General features: G+C 61.6%; 18 protein-coding genes. 8 read left to right on the plus strand and 10 right to left on the minus strand.

Annotation, left to right across the window (positions count from 1 at the left end; genetic code table 11):
* Positions 1-2: 2 nt before the first annotated feature.
* From NTD80_RS21810 to NTD80_RS21820, 3 genes are all read right to left on the minus strand, one after another.
* Positions 3-2,234, minus strand: coding sequence for a xanthine dehydrogenase family protein molybdopterin-binding subunit (locus tag NTD80_RS21810; protein ID WP_262134984.1), 2,232 nt, complete (start codon positions 2,232-2,234; stop codon positions 3-5).
* Positions 2,234-2,689: a (2Fe-2S)-binding protein gene (locus NTD80_RS21815; RefSeq protein ID WP_065905649.1), complete on the minus strand. Its 456-nt coding sequence runs from the start codon at positions 2,687-2,689 to the stop codon at positions 2,234-2,236. Before NTD80_RS21815 ends, NTD80_RS21810 begins: the two co-directional genes overlap by 1 nt.
* Positions 2,690-2,908: 219 nt before the next feature.
* A complete protein-coding gene (locus NTD80_RS21820) occupies positions 2,909-3,211 on the minus strand; it encodes a DUF6124 family protein (protein WP_262134985.1) in 303 nt (100 codons plus the stop codon).
* 484 nt (positions 3,212-3,695) lie between these two features.
* Between NTD80_RS21820 and NTD80_RS21825 the strand changes: the two genes are divergently transcribed.
* From NTD80_RS21825 to NTD80_RS21855, 6 genes are all read left to right on the plus strand, one after another.
* Entirely contained in the window at positions 3,696-4,685 is a 990-nt protein-coding gene (locus NTD80_RS21825) for a hypothetical protein (protein ID WP_262134986.1), read from the plus strand.
* A 2-nt stretch (positions 4,686-4,687) separates the two neighbouring features.
* On the plus strand, positions 4,688-5,047 hold the full coding sequence (locus NTD80_RS21830; RefSeq protein ID WP_262134987.1) for a hypothetical protein: 360 nt from the start codon (positions 4,688-4,690) through the stop codon (positions 5,045-5,047).
* A gap of 70 nt (positions 5,048-5,117) precedes the next feature.
* Positions 5,118-5,312, plus strand: coding sequence for a hypothetical protein (locus tag NTD80_RS21835; RefSeq protein ID WP_262134988.1), 195 nt, complete (start codon positions 5,118-5,120; stop codon positions 5,310-5,312).
* Positions 5,313-5,355: 43 nt separating this feature from the next.
* Complete coding sequence (locus NTD80_RS21840; RefSeq protein ID WP_262134989.1) at positions 5,356-5,718, plus strand: hypothetical protein; 363 nt, start codon at positions 5,356-5,358, stop codon at positions 5,716-5,718.
* 298 nt (positions 5,719-6,016) lie between these two features.
* Positions 6,017-6,376: a hypothetical protein gene (locus tag NTD80_RS21850; RefSeq protein ID WP_262134990.1), complete on the plus strand. Its 360-nt coding sequence runs from the start codon at positions 6,017-6,019 to the stop codon at positions 6,374-6,376.
* A gap of 309 nt (positions 6,377-6,685) precedes the next feature.
* On the plus strand, positions 6,686-7,045 hold the full coding sequence (locus NTD80_RS21855; protein ID WP_213552315.1) for a hypothetical protein: 360 nt from the start codon (positions 6,686-6,688) through the stop codon (positions 7,043-7,045).
* Positions 7,046-7,151: 106 nt separating this feature from the next.
* On the opposite strand, the gene NTD80_RS21860 is transcribed toward NTD80_RS21855, so the two are convergent.
* Positions 7,152-8,834: an AMP-binding protein gene (locus tag NTD80_RS21860; RefSeq protein WP_262134991.1), complete on the minus strand. Its 1,683-nt coding sequence runs from the start codon at positions 8,832-8,834 to the stop codon at positions 7,152-7,154.
* A 276-nt stretch (positions 8,835-9,110) separates the two neighbouring features.
* Here NTD80_RS21860 and NTD80_RS21865 point away from each other — a divergent pair, with 276 nt between their 5' ends.
* A complete protein-coding gene (locus NTD80_RS21865; RefSeq protein ID WP_120448148.1) occupies positions 9,111-9,887 on the plus strand; it encodes an ABC transporter substrate-binding protein in 777 nt (258 codons plus the stop codon).
* A gap of 83 nt (positions 9,888-9,970) precedes the next feature.
* Here the strand turns inward: NTD80_RS21865 and NTD80_RS21870 are convergent, their stop codons facing one another.
* The 4 genes from NTD80_RS21870 to NTD80_RS21885 form a co-directional block, all read right to left on the minus strand.
* Entirely contained in the window at positions 9,971-10,597 is a 627-nt protein-coding gene (locus NTD80_RS21870) for a transcriptional regulator (protein ID WP_065905656.1), read from the minus strand.
* Complete coding sequence (locus tag NTD80_RS21875; protein ID WP_065905658.1) at positions 10,597-11,730, minus strand: NAD(P)/FAD-dependent oxidoreductase; 1,134 nt, start codon at positions 11,728-11,730, stop codon at positions 10,597-10,599. Before NTD80_RS21875 ends, NTD80_RS21870 begins: the two co-directional genes overlap by 1 nt.
* Positions 11,727-12,659 carry an ornithine cyclodeaminase family protein gene (locus NTD80_RS21880; protein ID WP_262134992.1) on the minus strand — a complete coding sequence of 311 codons (933 nt, stop codon included), beginning with the start codon at positions 12,657-12,659 and terminating at the stop codon, positions 11,727-11,729. Before NTD80_RS21880 ends, NTD80_RS21875 begins: the two co-directional genes overlap by 4 nt.
* 68 nt (positions 12,660-12,727) lie before the next feature.
* Entirely contained in the window at positions 12,728-13,666 is a 939-nt protein-coding gene (locus NTD80_RS21885) for a LysR family transcriptional regulator (RefSeq protein ID WP_065905660.1), read from the minus strand.
* A 109-nt stretch (positions 13,667-13,775) separates the two neighbouring features.
* On the opposite strand from NTD80_RS21885, the gene NTD80_RS21890 reads away from it, so the two are divergent.
* On the plus strand, positions 13,776-15,275 hold the full coding sequence (locus tag NTD80_RS21890) for a CoA-acylating methylmalonate-semialdehyde dehydrogenase (protein WP_262134993.1): 1,500 nt from the start codon (positions 13,776-13,778) through the stop codon (positions 15,273-15,275).
* A 129-nt stretch (positions 15,276-15,404) separates the two neighbouring features.
* On the opposite strand, the gene NTD80_RS21895 is transcribed toward NTD80_RS21890, so the two are convergent.
* Positions 15,405-16,541, minus strand: a complete 1,137-nt coding sequence (locus tag NTD80_RS21895; protein WP_262134994.1) for a sugar ABC transporter permease — start codon at positions 16,539-16,541, stop codon at positions 15,405-15,407.
* The gene (gene xylG / locus NTD80_RS21900) at positions 16,542-18,089 is read right to left on the minus strand and encodes a D-xylose ABC transporter ATP-binding protein (protein ID WP_262134995.1); all 1,548 of its coding nucleotides are present in this window, start codon (positions 18,087-18,089) and stop codon (positions 16,542-16,544) included. It abuts the gene before it with no gap.
* Between the last annotated feature and the right edge of the window lie 3 nt (positions 18,090-18,092).

An 18,092-nucleotide genomic window follows, 5' to 3' on the forward strand; every position in this document is an offset into this window, starting at 1 on the left:
GGTCAGCTGAAGGTATAGCGGCTCAAGGGCAGGCTGCGGATGCGCTGGCCAGTCAAATGTGCGACCGCATTGGCCACGGCTGGCGCTACTGCCGGCAACGGGGGTTCACCGATACCGCCCATCTTTTCGCCGCTCTCGACAATCCGTACATGCACCTGCGCCATCCGCGAAGGCGGCAGGATCGGGTACAGGTCGTAGTTGCGCGCCCTTGGCTTGCCGTCCACGTACACCGCTTCCTCCAGCAGGGTCTGCGACAAGCCCAGGGCCACCGCGCCATTGACTTGCGCCTCGATGATCGCCGGGTTGACGATGCTGCCGGGGTCGATGGCTTCCCAGATGTGATGCACCTTGACCTGGCCCTGATCGATCGATACCTCGGCGACCACCGCCGCATGCGAGCCGAACGGCGAGGCCATGGCCACGCCACGCGCGCGCCGGGTGCCGTCTTCGGCGGTGTAGGGCCCGCGCTTCCAGCCACCGGACAGCTCGCCCACCGCCTGCAGCAACGTCGTCAGCCGCGGGTTGTCACGCAGCAGGTGCAGGCGTAATTCGTACGGGTCGTGTCCGCCCTTGTCCGCCAGTTCATCGAGGAATGCTTCATAGAAAAAGTCGTTCAGCGAATTGCCCACCGAACGCCAATAGCCCAGCATCACCGGGCCTTTCACGTAGATCTGCGCGATGCGCTTGTTGGGAATCGCATAGGCCTTGCCCGACAGCCCTTCCAACGCGGTAGGGTCGATCTTGTCGCCCTGTTTGCCGGCCAGGCCTTCGGTGGGGCCCTCGGTGGCGCTTACCGCCTCGAGCGCCAGCGGCAGGCCTTGGTCATCCAGCGCCGCGCGGAACTTGACCACCGCGACCGGGCGCAACACATCGCGCAGGAATTCCTCCTCGCGGCTCCAGATCAGCTTGACCGGCCGACCGACTGCCTTGGCCAAAGTGATGGCCTGCGGGTAAGGGTTGGCCGATTCATACAGGAAATGCCGGCCGAAAAACCCGCCCAGCAGCGGCGAGTGCAGGGTGATCTGCGCAAGGTCGAGGCCGGTGCGCTTGGCGATGTCGGCGCGAAACATATCCGGCGCCTGGTTGGGCAGCCAGACCTCCAGTGAACCATCGGCGTTGAAGCGCGCCAGGGCGGACGGCGGCTCCAGCTGGGCATGGTTGACGTACTGGTTGTGGTAGGTGGCCTCGATGCGGGTCTTGCTATTGGCGAGTGCTGCGGCCACGTCGCCTTCGTTCTCGTCATCGCGCGACGGGCCCTGCTGCGTGGCGAGAAAGTCACGGTGCTTGTCGCTGGAAAAATCCGCCGGCATCACGCGCAGGTTCGAATCGGCGGCAGCTTCCTGCCAATCGACCTGGATCGCCTCGACTGCGCGCTTGGCGTGCCACCAACGTTCGGCCACCACTGCCACCGCGCCGGGCAGCGTGTGGACGGAGTGCACGCCTTTCATGCCTTCGACCTGCGCCTGGTTGCGCAGGCTGCCGACGGTCATGCCCAGGCGCGGCGCGTGCTGCACGGCGGCGTGAAGCATGCCGTCGACCTTCAAATCGATGCTGTACTGCGCCTTGCCGGTGGATTTGTCGTAGGCATCCAGGCGTTTCACCGGCTTGCCGATCCAGCGGAACTGGCTCGGATCGCGCAGGGTGATGCTGGCGGGGTCGGGCACCGGCATGTCCAGCGCGCGGCCGGCCAGCTCGCCGTAGCCCAGTGAGCGCCCGGACGCGCTGTGCACCACGCGGCCGGGTTGGGTGGTCAGTTCGGCCACCGGCACACCCAACTGCTGGGCGCCGGCCTGCAGCAGCATGGCGCGGGCGAGGGCGCCAAGACGGCGCATGGTCGGGTAGCTCATGCGCACCGACATACTGCCGCCGGTGATGCGCATGCCGTTTTCCATCACCACATAGGCTTCGCCAGGCGGGGCGGCTTCGACGATAAAGGTGGCGGGGTCGGCGTCGAGTTCTTCGCCAACAATCTGCGCCATCGCGGTGTGGGTGCCTTGGCCGCCTTCCATGAAGGGGCTGAGCAGGCGCACGCTGCCGTCCGGACGAATCTCTAAAAAGGCCGGCACTTGGGTGCCGCGCTCGGCCGCCGTGGCCGCTTGCACCCTGGCCGAGCCCAGCGGCAGGCCAAAGCCGATCACCAGCGCACCCACTGCCGTGCCCACCAGAAAGTGCCGACGCGACAGGTTGACCGGCTCGCCCAGCGGCAGCTCGAGCATTTTATTGCGCGTATTCATCAGGCGCTCTCCGGCTTGGCCAGCGCCTGCATGGCGCTGTGGATCGCGTTGTAGGTGCCGCAGCGGCACAGGTTGATCATCGCCGCTTCGATCTGCGCATCGCTGGGGGCGGGGGTGTGCTTGAGCAGTGCGGTGGCTGCCACCACCTGCCCGGACTGGCAATAACCGCATTGCGCGACCTGATACTCGACCCAGGTGGCAACCACGCGCTTGCCCACTTCGTCGTCTTCGATCGCCTCGATAGTGGTGACCTCACGGCCTACCACCCCAGCCACCGGCGTGACGCAGCTGCGCACGACATTGCCGTCCACCAGCACCGAACAGGCGCCGCATTGCGCCAGGCCGCAGCCGTACTTGGTGCCGGTCAGCCCCAGGTCATCGCGAATCACCCACAGCAAGGGGGTGTCCGCGTCGGCATCGACCTGATAGGTCTTCTGGTTGATTCGCAATTCCATGATTCACCTGCTGATCGACGGTAGTGGCGGCCTTTTTGGGATGGCCGCTCATTGTCGAACTCTAGACCACCGCGCAAGGGGCCAGGTATCCGATGGTCGATAAATCGCAGGATCAGGCAAGTATTCGAGAGGATTGCACTGCTTTCGGGCTACACCAGTGGCGAATCGGCTTTTGTGGTGAGCGGGGTTGCCCGCTCACCACAGGCAGCGGTGGATCGTTCAGGCAGGCAGTTTCGTGGGGTTCACGCACTCGATGGAGCGGTCCACGGTGGTCTTGGCAATCTCGAGCAAGTGCCAAACCGCCAGAATCTTCGCCCGCTGAGGGCTCTCCAATCGCTCACTGCAGTCGAGGGCAGTGGCGCAGGCGCTGTCGAGCAAGCTGGCGGTGTAGAGCAGGGCGTCTTCGAAGCTCAGGTCTTCGATTTGAACCCCTTGGGTGGGCAGGTAATGGTCGATGGCGCGGTTGAAGGCGGCGCGGTCTTTGGCGCAATGGCGGGGTGGGTCGGGGACGGTTTTTTTCATTGTATAGCTCCAGAGTGCTCAAGGAGCCGACACGCTTCGCGACTAAACGTAGGGTGGCGGCTGTACGCAGGTTAGTCGACCGGTCTGGAGCACCCGGCGCGCCCAAGGGCGCCCTGCGCACAGCCACCATAAAGTTTCATGGGGCCCTGCACCTGCTCCAAACCTGGGCGACTAAACCCGATCACTGATTAGCAGTGACGGATCGCAGACTAGCCATCGATTCCAACAGGCACAAGGCGGCAGGGATTGTCTAGGAAACGTCCTGCAATTTAAAGAGACACGGCTTGCTGGCCCTTTACAAACCATGACCAAACGCCATTAACCCCCACCCGCCAGATGGCGCGAAAGGCGTTTTTGTAGGCGCTTGTTCTCTGGTATGTAGGCAACTTCCCAAATGTGATTGAGACCCACCGGGCTTGTGTCCTGAGCGTATTCGCTTGCTTATATTCCAACGCCATCTTCGTTGCATTCAGGGATGCAGGGCATGGCGCAGGGCTATATCAACGAGCGTACGACGGACTACCACGGCTTGAAATCCCGTTTGATGGGGCACGGCATCAGCCAGCAGCGTTCCGACTATTTTGACCTGTTGAACCGACACCTGCGCCGTGGGCTGGTGGCCCCTGGGCAGTTGGTGATTGTGCCCGACGCCTACAGCGTGACCTGCTCAAGGGAAGAAGCCTGGTTGGTTCGCCATGCCGAGGCCATTCGCCGTGAACTGGACAACTCCGCTGGCACCCAAGTGATCAACGACTACGACTTGCTGCAAAGCCTGCTTGGGTATACCTCGCTGGGCGTGGGCAGTGCGACATCGGCGTGGGCACGGCATATGGATGAGGTGGCGCATACCCTGGAGCAGATCGAGCATTTGCATCAACGCCTAAGGGCGGGCGGCCTGGAGCGTGAGGCGTTTTTTCGCCAGCGCAAGGTGCTGCTTGACCTGCTGGATACCCAACTGCAAGGCGCGGCGCGGCTGGGCACCGGGTTGCGGGGCAATCAGGCGTTGAAGAAGGTGTTGGGGATTTCCACCAAGAGCTATTTGCATAAGGGGGAAATTGCCGGGTACGCCCAGCGAATCCGCGAGATTGCGCAGACATCGAAGTGGTTGGGGAAGGGCACGTATGTGGGGTTGGCGCTGGATGTGGGCGTGGCGGGATTGGAGATCAAGGAGGCGTGTGTGGAGGGGCGGGAGGCGCAGTGTCGGCGGGCGAAGTATGTGGAGACGGGGAAGTTGGTGACCAGTGTTGGGGGAGCCCTTGGGGGAGGATACTTGGGTGCAAGATTAGCCCGTGACGCTTGTAGGATTTTTTTGGGCGTGGTGGCTAAAGGGAACGGTGAATTGGCCTGCGCCGTTATTGGCGGCGCTGCGGGCGGGTATTCGGGGGGGAGTGCGGCTGGCCTTGGTGGTGCGTTTTTGGGCGGGCAAATCGCAGAGATCGACGGCGATTTGATCTTTCAGCCAGAGGGGGCTTGACCATGATTTTTCAGATCATCTCTGCAATCTTTGTATGCGCAGGGGCATTTATTACCTCGGGGCTCTTTTTATTTGTCGAATACACAAAACTCGAAGAGTTGGAGAGCTACTTCAGCGAAAACAAGGTGGTTAACGATCACAAACGCTTCTGGGGCAGAAATAAGCCTATTGACAGGTTTCATCGCATGCTCTTGATCAATCATATGTTGAGCATGCCCAAATCGCATATCAAAAGCGGGGAAGTGACCGAGGCCGAGCTGGCTGCCGTTCCCCTATCTCTCAAGCGTTGGGTCTTGTGGCCTTACGCTTTCGGGACGATATGGTTTGTCTCCGCGATCATCTGGAGCATCTGGTATGGCTAGTAGCTGTGGCAAACCCACTGATGTTCAGGCCCGTCTTCGTCGCGAACCAGACAATTTCGTTGGACCCCAGGTGATCAACAACTATGACCTGCTGCAGAGCCAGGGTTGGCGCAGGGTTAGCCCGTATCGGCTGTCGGATTTTTGGGCGTGGCGGCTAAAGGACACGATGAACTGGCTTACGCCGTTATTGGCGGCGCTGCGGCAGGGTATGCAGGAGGCAAGGCAGGTGGCGCTGGTTGCGCGTTTTTTGGCGGGGAAAACGTAGAGATCGGTGGCGATTTGATCTTTCAACCAGAGAGGACGTGACCATGGATTTTCAGATCATCTCTGCAATCTTTGTATGTGCTGGGGCATTTGTTTCCTCGGGGCTCTTTTTATTTGTCAAATACACAAAGCTCGAAGAGTTGGAGAGCTACTTCAGCGAAAACAAGGTGGTTAACGATCACAAACGCTTTTGGGGCAGAAAACAGCACATTGACAGGTTTCATCGCATGCTCTTGATTAACCAATTGTTGATCATGCCCAAGTCACATATCAAAAGCGGGGAGGTGACCGAGGCCGAACTTGCTTCCGTCCCCCTATCGCTTAAGCGTTGGGCCCTGTGGCCTTACGCTGTCGGGACGATATGGTTTGCCTCCGCAATTATCTGGAACATCTGGTATGGCTGGTAGCCGTGGTAACCCCACTGATGTTCAAGCCTATCTTCGTCGCGAACCGGACAATCTCGTTGAATCCCATGTGATCAACAATTATGACCTGCTCTAGAGGCTGGGGTGGCGCAGGGTAAGCTCGTGTCGGCTGTAGGATTTTTATGGGCATTGCGGCTAAAGGAAATGGTGCGCTGGCTTGCTCTGTTATTGGAGGCGCTGCGGGAGGGTATGCAGGAGGCAAGGCAGGTGGCGCGTTTTTGGGCGGGCAAATCGCAGAGATCAACGGCGATTTGATCTTTCAGCCAGAGGGGGTTTGACCATGGTTTTTCAGATCATCTCTGCAATCTTTGTATGCGCAGGGGCATTTATTACCTCGGGGCTCTTTTTATTTGTCGAATACACAAAGCTCGAAGAGTTGGAGAGCTACTTCAGCGAAAACAAGGTGGTTAACGATCACAAACGCTTTTGGGGCAGAAATAAGCCTATTGACAGGTTTCATCGCATGCTCTTGATCAATCATATGTTGAGCATGCCCAAATCGCATATCAAAAGCGGGGAAGTGACCGAGGCCGAGCTGGCTGCCGTTCCCCTATCTCTCAAGCGTTGGGTCTTGTGGCCTTACGCTTTCGGGACGATATGGTTTGTCTCCGCGATCATCTGGAGCATCTGGTATGGCTAGTAGTTGTGGCAAACCCACTGATGTTCAAGTCCGTCTTCGTCGCGAACCGGACAATCTCGTTAGACCCCAGGTGATCTGCAACTATGACCTGCTGCAGAGCCTGGGTTGGCGCAGGGTTAGCCCGTATCGGCTGTAGGATTTTTTGGGCGTGGCGGCTAAAGGAAATGATGAGCTGGCTTAGGCCGTTATTGGCGGCGCTGCGGGAGGGTATGCACGAGGCACGGTCTTTGGCACGGGCGGTGAGTTTCTGGACGGGAAAATTGTGGAGATAGATGGCGATTTGATCTTTCAACCAGAGGGGGCCTGATCGTGGATTTTCAGATCATCTTTGCAATCTTTGCAGTTGGAGGAGCCGTCGTGGGCTCGGGGGTCACCTTATTCGTCGAGTACACAAAGCTTGAAGAGCTGGAGAGCTACTTCAGCGAGAACAAGATGGTCTGCGATCACAAGCGCTTTTGGGGCAGAAACCAGCACATAGACAGGTTTCATCGCATGCTCTTAATCGTCCAATTATTGAGCATGCCCAAAACCTATATCAAAAGCGGGGAGGTGAGCGAGGCCGAACTGGCATCTATCCCCCTCTCCCTCAAGCGGTGGGCGTTGTGGCCGTATAACCTCGGGACGATATGGCTTGCCGGCGCAGTCATCTGGCTCATCTGGTATGACTAGTCGCCCGCGAGGGCGGTGCGTCCAACCGGATTGGAAAACCGTCAAACCACGATTCTGAGGCTGGTCGCTTCGCTTTGCCCGGTGGCGCGTGCCACCGGGCTTTTTTTTACGTGAAATCTTCCTCGAAGTGCTCCTGCTCACCCCGCGTTTCACTCTGGCGTCGCAGCACTTCCATCTGGCGCAATTCCACCCGGCGAATCTTGCCGGAGATGGTCTTGGGCAATTCGCTGACAAACTCGATGCGCCGCACGCGCTTGTACGGCGCCAAATGCTCGCGGGCGAAGGCGAGGATGTGCTGTGCCAACTCGGCGCTGCCGGGGGCGTCGTGGGCGAGGATCAGGAAGGCCTTTGGCACCGCCAGGCGCAGCGGATCCGGGCTGGGTACCACGGCGACTTCCATCACCGCCGGGTGCTCGATCAGCGCGCTTTCCAGTTCGAAGGGGCTGATGCGGTAGTCGGACGCCTTGAACACGTCGTCGGCGCGCCCGACAAACGTGATGTAGCCGTCGGCATCGATCTGCGCGGTATCGCCGGTGCGGTAGTAGCCGTCGCGCATCACCTCAGCGGTTTTTTCCGGGCTGTCCTCGTAGCACAGCATCAGGCCCAGCGGACGTATCGCCAGGGGCAGGGCGACTTCGCCCTCGGTGCCCGGCACGCCGTCGGCATCGAGCAGCGCCACCTGGTAGCCCGGCAGCGGCCGGCCCATGGAGCCCGGCTTGAGCAATTGCCCTGGGGTGTTGCCGACCAGCGCGGTGGTTTCCGACTGGCCGAAGCCGTCGCGCAACGGCAGGCCCCAGGCGTGCTGGATCTGCTCGATGATCTCCGGGTTCAGCGGCTCACCGGCGCCCACCAGTTCACGCAGGTTCAGGCGGTTTTTGTAGCTGGCCAGGTCCTCCTGGATCAGCATGCGCCACACGGTGGGCGGCGCGCACAGGCTGCTCACGCGGTAACGTTCCAGCGTGTTGAGCAGGGCCGGCGCGCTGAAACGCGCGACGTTATGGATAAAGATGCAGGCGCCGGCGTTCCATGGCGCGAACAGGCAGCTCCAGGCATGCTTGGCCCAGCCCGGAGACGAGATATTGAGGTGCAGGTCACCCGGCTGCAGGCCGATCCAGTACATGGTCGACAAGTGGCCGACGGGATAACTCTGGTGGCTGTGCAGCACCATTTTCGGCTTGGACGTGGTGCCGGAGGTGAAATACAGCAGCATCGGGTCGGTGGCCAGGGTGCGGCCTTCGGCCTCGAACTGTTCGGGGTATTCGAAGGCGGCGCTGTGCGCGACCCAGCCAGTGGGGGCGGCGCCCACGCAGATGCGGCTGCAGCCAGCGCCGAGGCCGTCAAACTTGCCGACATGCGCTTCACCGACCACCAGGTGGCGCACCTGGCCGCGCTCGATACGGTCACTCAGGTCATCGGGGTTGAGCAGGGCAGTGGCGGGGATGACCACGGCACCCAGCTTGAACGCAGCCAGCATGGTTTCCCACAGCGCGACATCGTTGCCGAGCATCAGCAGCACACGTTCGCCCCGGCGCACACCGAGAGCGCGCAGGTGGTTGGCCACCTGGTTAGAGCGCGCCGCCAGTTGCTGGAAGCTATAGCGTTGCTCGCTGCCGTCCTCTTCGACGATCCACAGCGCATCCGCCGCGTTGCCTTCTGCCATCGCATCGAAGTAGTCCAGGGCCCAGTTGAACGCGTCCAGGTGTGGCCAACGGAAGTCGCGCACGGCGGTGGCGTAGTCGGTACGGTGAGCGAGCAGAAAATCCCGAGCGGCCAGGAAGGGCTGGGTCATGGTCGGTGTCCTTGATTATTGTTGTAGGGACATGGCTGTGATGCTGCGGCCCCTCGGTTCCTCCGGGAGGCTGAACCGAGTATAGGCACGCATAAATCTAGAGATGAACGCTCAAAAACACCGGTGCGTTGTGCAAAAAAGTCATAGGGTGGCGAGGTGATTTGACGGTATGTACATAAAAGTCCAATATGGAATTATAAGTACAAATAAAGCTCTTTTTCGTCTGATTTTTTCTTCACGCTTGCCTAAACCAACAACAACTTGCGAGACACAACCATGAAGAAACGCTTCGTCATTCCCGTCCTGGCCCTTGGCCTGATCGCCTCCAGCCACTTGCTGGCTGCCGAGAAAACCCTGCGCATCGGCATCGAGGCCGCTTACCCGCCGTTTGCGTCCAAGACCGAGGAAGGCAAGATCGTTGGCTTCGACTACGACATCGGCAACGCTTTGTGCGCGCAGATGAAGGTCAAGTGCGTATGGGTCGAAGGTGAGTTCGACGGTCTGATTCCTTCCCTCAAGGTGAAGAAAATCGACATGGCCCTGTCGTCCATGACCATCAATGAAGACCGCAAGAAGTCGGTGGATTTCACCCACAAGTACTACTTCACTTCGTCGCGCCTGGTGATGAAGGATGGCGCGGTGGTGGATGATCAGTACGCCAGCCTCAAGGGCAAGACGGTCGGCGTGCAACGCGCCACGACCACCGACCGCTACGCCACCGAGGTGTTCGAGCCCAAGGGCATCACCGTCAAGCGCTACAGCAATAACGAAGAGATTTACATGGACCTGGCGGCCGGGCGACTGGACGCGATCTTCGCCGACACCATTCCCCTGAGCGATTTCCTGTCGATGCCACGCGGCAAGGGGTATGCGTTTGTCGGCCCGGAACTCAAGGACCCGAAATACGTGGGCGAGGGTGCGGGGATCGCGGTGCGCAAGGGCAATACCGAGTTGGTCAGCCAACTCAACAGCGCCATCGATGGCATCCGCGCGAGTGGCGAGTACCAGAAGATTTCGCAGCAGTACTTCAAGTCTGATATCTACGGCGATTGACCCTTGCAGCAGCCCGGCTTGCCGGCGATGGCGACCGCAAGGGCCCTATCGCCCGCCAGCCGGGCCCTGCACAAAAGCTGCTTTCAGCCCTTCAATTCCTTCAAGTGCTTGTAGACCGTCGCCCGCCCCATGCCCAGCACATTGGCCACATAGTTGGAGGCGCTCTTGCCCTTGAACGCGCCTTCGGCATGCAGCGCCAGCACCAGCTCACGCTTGTGGTCACGGGTCAGCAGGTTCAGGCTCAATTGGCGTTCACGCATCCAGGCGTGCAAGAAGGTGTTGATGCGCTCCTGCCAGTCATCACGAAAGAGTGAATCCGGTTGCGGGATCAACTTGCTCGGCGACAGGAACAGATCCAGCGCCGCCTTGGCATTCTCGAACAGCGAGATATTCAGGTTGATGCACAGCACGGCCAGGCGGCGGCCGTTATGGTCATGCAGCACGGTGCTCAGGCTGCGAATCTTCTGGCCATCCCAATTGAGTTTTTCATAGGGGCCGATATTCACCTCGCTGACGTCATCGCTGAGCATGTCCTCCAGCGCCGACTCATCACCGATGCCACGCTTGGACAGGTTGTTGGCAATGTAATCGACTTTTTGCGTGCGCAAGTCATGCAGCACCACTTCAGCGTGGGGAAAGAACAGCGTGGCGATTGCGTCGGCAATCGCGCGGAAGTTCTGCATGACCTTGTCGTGTTCGGCGGTGTTCATCAATGCGGCTCCAGGCGGGCGGGGGAGAGCATACCAGCGTCCAGGCCGAACCGCGTCAGTTGCTCCGGCAGCGGCGCACCGCGCACCAGTGCGGCACTGGCCTGGCCCATGGCGGGGGAGGTCTGGATGCCATAGCCGCCTTGCGCCGCGACCCAGAACAGCCCCGGCACCTGCGAGTCGAAGCCCGCCAGCAGATCCCCATCGTGGACAAAGCTGCGCAGTCCGGCCCAGGTACGGGTCGGGCGGCGGATGGTCAAGGTGGTGGCTTCTTCGATCTGGTAGATGCCCATGGCGATGTCCAACTCTTCGGGCTGGATATCCTGCGCCTCGACGGGGTCGGCGTTGGCGGGGGAGCCGAGGAACATGCCCGCGTCGGGCTTCATGTAGAAGGCTTCGTCAAGGGCCACCAGCATCGGCCAGGCGTGGGTGTCCTGGCCTTCGGGGCCGGCGAAGATAAACGCCGAGCGCCGCTTGGGTTGCAGGCCAATGGCGGCGGCGCCGGCCAGCCCGCCGATATGATCGGCCCAGGCGCCGGCGGCATTGATGATGATCGGCGCGGTGAAGGTGGCGTCCTGGGTATTCACATGCCAGAGGCCGGCGCTGTCACGGCTCAAACCGAGGACGTGGCTGTCAGTGCGCACTTCGCCCTGATTGCGGCGGATCCCGCGCAAGTAACCCTGGTGCAGGGCGTCGGTGTCGATGTCGCTGGCGGTGGGGTCATAAATCGCACCGTGGACTTTTTCGCGGCGCAGGATCGGCAGCATCGCACAGGCCAGGTCGGCGCTCAGTTGCTCCACCTGCGGCACGGTGGCCTTGGCGCTCAAGTACTGCGCGTTCAATTCATCCGGGTCGCCGATGAAGTCCACGGTCATTTCACCGCGCGGCGTCAGCAGTGGGTGCTCGCAGAAACCGCTGGGTGGGTGGTCGAAAAACTCACGGCTGGCAAGGGTCAGCGCGCGCACCTGCGGGGTGCCATAGGCGGCGGTATACAGCGCCGCCGAGCGTCCGGTGGAGTGGTAGGCCGGGTGGGATTCACGCTCCAGCACAATCACCTTGCCGTGCGGCGACAGCCAGAAACCGGTGGAGGCGCCGGCAATGCCGCCGCCGATGATGATGAAGTCTGCGTGGCTCATAGCTGTCTCCAAAGGGCATTAGCCAGTGCGATGTCTTCCAGGCCCAGGCCGATAGAGCGGAAGAATACGTGACGGTCGTAGGATGGGCGCGGCACCTGCTCGCTAAGCAACTCTGGCAGGTCGCCGACCACCGAACCGATGTCCCAGCCGTGCTGCTCGGCGGCAATCAGCATTTCGCCGGCCGAGCCTGGGGTGGTACGGCGATAGTCGCAGAACACCTGCATGTCGTTGAGGCTTTGCGGCGGCACTTCATGGGCGCGCGGGGCATTGGTGCTGATGGAGGTGATCAACGCCGGCTTGCTCAGGCGCGCCGGGTCGATCACCGGCCCGGCCGAGGAGGTGCACAGCAGGATCACGTCGGCGTCCTCCAATGCGGCATCGCAGGTTGAGGCGATCTTCAACCGCGGGTCCAGGCTTTCGAGCTGGGAATTTTTCCCGGCCAGGCTCGGCGAAAACAGGTTGATGCTCTGCCAGTCCCGCAGGCCTTTCACATACTGCAGATGCGCCTGCGCGACCTTGCCGCTGCCGATGATCGCCAGGCGCTTTGCCTGCGGCGGCGCCAGTGCATCCACCGCCAGCGCCGTGGTCGCGGCCGTGCGCGCGGTGGTCAGCTCGGCGGCATCGCACAGCAACAACGGCTGGCCGGTTTGCATCGACATCAGCAGCGTCCAGGCGGTCACCAGCGGCCCTTGTTCGCGCACGATGTAGGGTGAGGTCTTGACCCCATACACGCCGTCCTGCGCCAGCACCCCCAGGTAGTTGATAAAGTCACCGCCGCCGTGGGGAAATTCCACCAGCTGTTGCGCCGGTTGCACCGCGTGCCCGGCGGCGAGGTCGCGAAACAGCGCACGCAGGATCTGCAGTACATCCACCTGAGCAAGTAACTCGCGGGCCTGGGCGTGGTTGATCACGTGAGGTGTGCTGGACATGGGCGCTCCGATTATTGAACTTATTTGTCCATTATGGACTTTTTGTTCTGTTGGGCAAGAGGCAAACCTCAGCCCTTGAATCGGAACCCGCCCGACAACCGTTCTTTCAAAAAGCCGACCAGGGCACTCACCGACTTCGGCACGTGGGGCGAATAGGGCCGTATCAGGTAAATCTCATCGGCAAATGCGCCCTTGAGTGTCCAGTCCTTGAGCACTTGCACCAGCTTGCCGCTGGCCAGCGCGGCATGGGCGCTGAAATCCGGGAGAAGGGCGATGCCCAGGTGGTTGAGGGCCGCATCCCTTAACGCTTCGCTGTTGTTGGTGGCGAAGCTGCCGGCGATCGGTACGGTGACGCGCTCAAGGTGTTTGCTGCCGCGTTCGAAGGTCCAGGCGGGCTGGTCGCTGCCGCGTGGGTAGAACAGGCAGTTGTGCGCGCTGAGGTCGCCGGGTTCGCGCGGCTCGCCATGGCGTTGCAGGTAATCGCGACTGGCGACCAGCACCGAGCCGGTGTCGCAGAGCTTCCAGGCCACGTGGGTTTCGGGCACCTGGAAACCGTGGCGCACCGCCAGGTCGTAGCCTTCGGCGGCCAGCGAGCTCAAGGCGTCCGACACATCCAGCTGGAGGCGCACCTGCGGATACCGCTGGAGGAATTCGGACAAGTGCGGCACCAGTTGCTGGCGCGCGAACGCCACCGGGGCGGTGAGGCGCACCAGCCCGCGAATCTCCCCGGCCGAGTCGCGTACCGAGGAAAAACTGCGCGCGATCTGTTCGTAGGCACCGCGCACCTCGCGGGTCAGCGACAACCCGGCATCGGTGAGGCGCACACTGCGCGTGGTGCGCGTCACCAGCCGGGTACCGGTGGCTTTTTCCAGGTCGCTGATGCGCTGGCTGACTGCAGATTTGCTCACCCCCAACCGTGCCGCTGCAGCGGTGTAGGTGCCGTGTTCTTCCAGCACTGACAGCCAGTGGATGTGGGTCCACAGGCCTTCGATCTCGGATTTTTCCATGCGCTTATTGTTCGCTTATAAGGACAATCAGTTCTGGATTCTGCTCTGGTTTGGAACAAACCGAAAGCCTATCGTGTGTCCCAACGCCACCCACCTGGGATCTATTGCCATGACTACAACAATCGAGCACTACATCAACGACCAGCGCGTGAGCCGCGATGACCGGTATCAGGACGTCTACAACCCGGCCACCGGCGAAGTCACCGCTCGCGTCGCCCTGGCCAGCCGCCAGACCGTGTCCGAAGCCGTCGCCGCTGCCCAGGCCGCCTTCGCCGGTTGGGCCGACACCCCGCCAATCCGCCGCGCCCGCGTACTGTTCGAATACCTGCACCTGCTGCGTGAGCGCAAGGACGACCTGGCGCGCATCATCGTCGCCGAACACGGCAAGGTCTTCACCGACGCCCAGGGCGAAGTCGACCGGGGCATCGATATTCTTGAATTCGCCTGCGGCATCCCGAACCTGCTCAAGGGCGAACATTCCGACCAGGTCTCGCGGGGCATGGACAACTGGACCCTGCGCCAGCCGCTGGGCGTGGTGGCCGGCATCACGCCATTCAACTTCCCGGTGATGGTACCGATGTGGATGTACCCGATCGCCATCGCGGCGGGCAACACGTTCATCCTCAAGCCGAGCCCGACCGACCCGAGCGCTTCGTTGTTCATGGCCGAGCTGCTGCATGAAGCCGGCTTGCCGAAGGGCGTATTCAACGTGGTGCAGGGCGACAAGGAATCGGTGGACGCGCTGATCGAACACCCGGACGTCAAGGCTGTGAGCTTTGTCGGATCGACACCGATTGCGCAGTACATCTATGAAACCGGCGCGCGCAACGGCAAGCGCGTGCAAGGCCTGGGCGGTGCGAAAAACCACATGGTGGTGATGCCCGACGCGGACATCGAGAAAACCGTCGACGCGCTGATGGGCGCCGCCTACGGCAGTGCTGGCGAGCGCTGCATGGCGATTTCGGTGGCGGTGCTGGTCGGCGATGTCGGTGACAAAGTCATCGCTGCCCTGACCGAACGCGCCAAGCAACTGCGCATCACCGATGGCCGCGACCTCAAGGCCGAAATGGGCCCGATCGTGTCGCGTGCCGCCCTTGAGCGCATCAGCGGCTACATCGAACAAGGTGTGAAGGCTGGCGCGCAACTGCTGCTCGACGGCCGTGACTATGTACCGACCGAAGCGGGGTTGGAAAACGGCTTCTGGCTCGGCGCGACCCTGTTCGATCACGTGACCAAAGAGATGAGCATCTACCGCGAAGAAATCTTCGGCCCGGTGCTGGCCTGCGTGCGCGTGAGTGACTTCGGCGAGGCGATCAAGCTGGTCAACGACCACGAGTTCGGCAACGGCGTGAGCTGCTTCACCCGCGACGGCAACATAGCCCGCGAGTTCGCGCGGCGCATCGAAGTGGGCATGGTCGGCATCAACGTACCGATCCCGGTGCCGATGGCCTGGCACGGCTTTGGTGGCTGGAAGAAGAGCTTGTTTGGCGACATGCATGCCTATGGCACTGAAGGTGTGCGCTTCTACACCAAGCAGAAGTCGATCATGCAGCGCTGGTCGGAAAGCATCGAGCAGGGCGCGGAGTTTGCGATGCCCGTCTCCAAGTAACGACGGTTAGAACATCGCAGGGCCCCTTGTGGGAGCGGGCTTGCCCGCGATAGCGCAGGGTCAGTCAGGACATTTGTCACTGATAGACCGCTATCGCAGGCAAGCCCGCTCGCACATGTTTGCTTGCGTTCAGCGCCGCCCCGCCCGTGTACTCACATCCACCCACACCGCCAGCACCAGAATGCTGCCTTTCACAATCATCTGCCAGTAACTGTCCACGTCCAGCATCGACATGCCGTTATCCAGGCTGGTAATCACCAACGCCCCGAGCAACGCGCCATACACCGTGCCCGAGCCGCCGCGCATGGAGGTGCCGCCGATAAAGCACGCAGCAATGGCATCCAGTTCGCCCATGCTGCCTGCCGAGGGTGAGCCGGCGGCGAGGCGGGCCGTGTTGACCAGGCCGGCGAAGGCGCACATCACGCCCATGATGCCGAAGATCCACAGTTTGACCGCCTGCACGTTGATGCCCGACAGGCGCGTGGCTTCCATATTGCTGCCCACTGCATACACGCGGCGGCCGAACACGGTCTGGCTGGTGACATAGCTGAACACGCCGAGCAGCACCAGCAGCAACAGCACCGGCACCGGGATGCCGTCGTAGCTGTTGAGGGTGGTGACGAACCCGGCGAGCACCGCGCCGATCAGCACTACCCGCAGCACGTCGCGCACCCGCGAGTGCGCCGCCAGGCCATGCAGTGCGCGGTTGCGCCGTTGTTTCCAGGTGAGGAACAGCGTCAGCGCAAACAGCAACACGCCGAGCCCCACGCCCACCGCGTGCGGCAGGTAACCCTGGCCGATATACACCAGCGACGGCGACACCGGCGCGATGGTGGTGCCGCCGGTGATTCCCAGCAGAATCCCGCGAAACGCCAGCATGCCCCCCAGGCCGACGATAAACGAGGGGATGCGCAGGTAAGCGGTCATGTAGCCGTTGGCCAATCCGATCATCAACCCGCACAGCGCCACCAGGCTGAGGTTGGCCAGCAACGGCACGTGATAGACCACGTCCAGGATCGCCGCGAGCCCGCCCAGTAATCCCAGCAGCGAACCCACCGACAAGTCGATCTCGCCGCTGATGATCACCAGCACCATGCCGCAGGCCAGGATCCCGGTGATCGCCATCTGGCGCAGCAGGTTGGAGAGGTTGCGCGGGGTGAGGAAACCGCCCTCGGTCTGCCAGGTGAAAAACAGCCAGATGAATGCCACGGCGATCACCAGTGCGAGCATTTTGTAGCGGGTAAACAGCTGTTTGACCTGATTCATCTACGCGGTTTTCCGATCGTTATTATTGTGTTGGCTGAGCGCCGCGGCGAGCACCTGTTCCTGGGTGAGCCCCTGGTTGATGAAATCGCCGCGCAACTGGCCGTCGCCGATCACCAGCACGCGGTTGGACACGCCGAGCACTTCGGCCAGCTCCGAGGAGACCATGATGATCGACACTCCTTCGGCCGCCAGCGCGCCCATCAGCTTGTAGATCTCGTACTTGGCGCCCACATCCACACCGCGCGTGGGCTCGTCGAGGATCAGCACCTTGGGCTGGGTCATCAGCATTTTCGCCAGCACGGCTTTTTGCTGATTGCCGCCGGACAGGCTGGTGATCGGCAAAAACGGGCTGGACGTCTTCAGGTGCATGCGTGTGATTTGCTGATCGATGCTGCCCAGTTCGGCCTCGGCGTCGATGCGGGTCATGTGCGCGTAGGTGTCGAGTACGGCCAGGGTGATGTTCTGGCCGACGCCCAGGTCCGGAATGATGCCTTGGCGCTTGCGGTCCTCGGGCACCATGCACAGCCCGGCGCGGATGGATTTGAGCGGCGTGCGGGTGTCGATCAACTGGCCGTCCAGCCACACCTCGCCGCTGTAGCGGCCGGGGTAGGCACCGAACAGTGCCGACACTAGTTCCGTGCGCCCGGCACCGACCAGCCCGGCAATGCCGAGGATTTCCCCGCGCCTGAGGCTGAATGAAATATCGTCGACGCGTTTGCGCCTGGGGTTGTCGACGTCGTAACAGGTGACATTGCGCGCCTCGAAAACCACCTCGCCGATGTCGTGGGGTTGGGTGGGGTAGAGGTTGCTCATTTCCCGCCCGACCATCTGCGTGATGATCTGAGGGATATCCATGTCGGCCATGGCCGTGGTCGCGATGTGCTTGCCGTCGCGGATCACCGAGACGGTGTCGCACACCGCCGCCACTTCATCGAGCTTGTGCGAGATGTACACGCAGGCCACGCCCTTGGCCTTGAGGTCACGGATGATGTCGAGCAGCACCTCGATTTCCGAGCGGGTCAGGGCCGAGGAGGGCTCGTCGAGAATCAGCAGGCGCGCCTGCTTGTTCAGGGCCTTGGCGATTTCCACCAGTTGCTGGTAACCGCCGCCGTACTGCGACACCGGCAGCGCCACGTTCATGTCCGGGACCTTGAGCTCGCGCATCAACTGTTCGGCGCGATGGATCATCGCCGGATAGTTCATGCGCCCGCCAGGCAGCGTCAGTTCGTGGCCCATGAAGATGTTCTCGGCCACCGACAGGTCGGGCACCAGCGTCAGCTCCTGGTGAATGATGACGATGCCGGCGGCCTCGGTTTCACTGATGGACTGGGCCTTGAGCGGCTGTCCGTCCCAGAGAATTTCGCCCTCCCAGGTGCCATACGGATAGACCGCCGACAGCACCTTCATCAAGGTGGATTTGCCGGCGCCGTTCTCACCGCACAGGCCGACACATTCCCCCGGCCGCACCTTGATATCGATGCCGTTGAGCGCGTTGACACCGCCAAAGCTTTTGACGATGCCGTTCATTTGCAGCAGGTAGTCAGCCATGGC

The organism is Pseudomonas sp. 13B_2.1_Bac1, assembly GCF_025466155.1.
GTDB classification, from domain to species: Bacteria; Pseudomonadota; Gammaproteobacteria; order Pseudomonadales; family Pseudomonadaceae; genus Aquipseudomonas; species Aquipseudomonas aylmerensis.

Bases quoted from the DNA above. Each gene is read 5' to 3' on its own strand.
- NTD80_RS21810 (WP_262134984.1), bottom strand. From the start codon at position 2,234: ATGAATACGCGCAATAAAATGCTCGAGCTGCCGCTGGGCGAGCCGGTC.
- NTD80_RS21815 (WP_065905649.1), bottom strand. From the start codon at position 2,689: ATGGAATTGCGAATCAACCAGAAGACCTATCAGGTCGATGCCGACGCG.
- NTD80_RS21820 (WP_262134985.1), bottom strand. From the start codon at position 3,211: ATGAAAAAAACCGTCCCCGACCCACCCCGCCATTGCGCCAAAGACCGC.
- NTD80_RS21825 (WP_262134986.1), top strand. From the start codon at position 3,696: ATGGCGCAGGGCTATATCAACGAGCGTACGACGGACTACCACGGCTTG.
- NTD80_RS21830 (WP_262134987.1), top strand. From the start codon at position 4,688: ATGATTTTTCAGATCATCTCTGCAATCTTTGTATGCGCAGGGGCATTT.
- NTD80_RS21840 (WP_262134989.1), top strand. From the start codon at position 5,356: ATGGATTTTCAGATCATCTCTGCAATCTTTGTATGTGCTGGGGCATTT.
- NTD80_RS21850 (WP_262134990.1), top strand. From the start codon at position 6,017: ATGGTTTTTCAGATCATCTCTGCAATCTTTGTATGCGCAGGGGCATTT.
- NTD80_RS21860 (WP_262134991.1), bottom strand. From the start codon at position 8,834: ATGACCCAGCCCTTCCTGGCCGCTCGGGATTTTCTGCTCGCTCACCGT.
- NTD80_RS21865 (WP_120448148.1), top strand. From the start codon at position 9,111: ATGAAGAAACGCTTCGTCATTCCCGTCCTGGCCCTTGGCCTGATCGCC.
- NTD80_RS21870 (WP_065905656.1), bottom strand. From the start codon at position 10,597: ATGAACACCGCCGAACACGACAAGGTCATGCAGAACTTCCGCGCGATT.
- NTD80_RS21875 (WP_065905658.1), bottom strand. From the start codon at position 11,730: ATGAGCCACGCAGACTTCATCATCATCGGCGGCGGCATTGCCGGCGCC.
- NTD80_RS21880 (WP_262134992.1), bottom strand. From the start codon at position 12,659: ATGTCCAGCACACCTCACGTGATCAACCACGCCCAGGCCCGCGAGTTA.
- NTD80_RS21885 (WP_065905660.1), bottom strand. From the start codon at position 13,666: ATGGAAAAATCCGAGATCGAAGGCCTGTGGACCCACATCCACTGGCTG.
- NTD80_RS21890 (WP_262134993.1), top strand. From the start codon at position 13,776: ATGACTACAACAATCGAGCACTACATCAACGACCAGCGCGTGAGCCGC.
- NTD80_RS21895 (WP_262134994.1), bottom strand. From the start codon at position 16,541: ATGAATCAGGTCAAACAGCTGTTTACCCGCTACAAAATGCTCGCACTG.
- xylG (WP_262134995.1), bottom strand. From the start codon at position 18,089: ATGGCTGACTACCTGCTGCAAATGAACGGCATCGTCAAAAGCTTTGGC.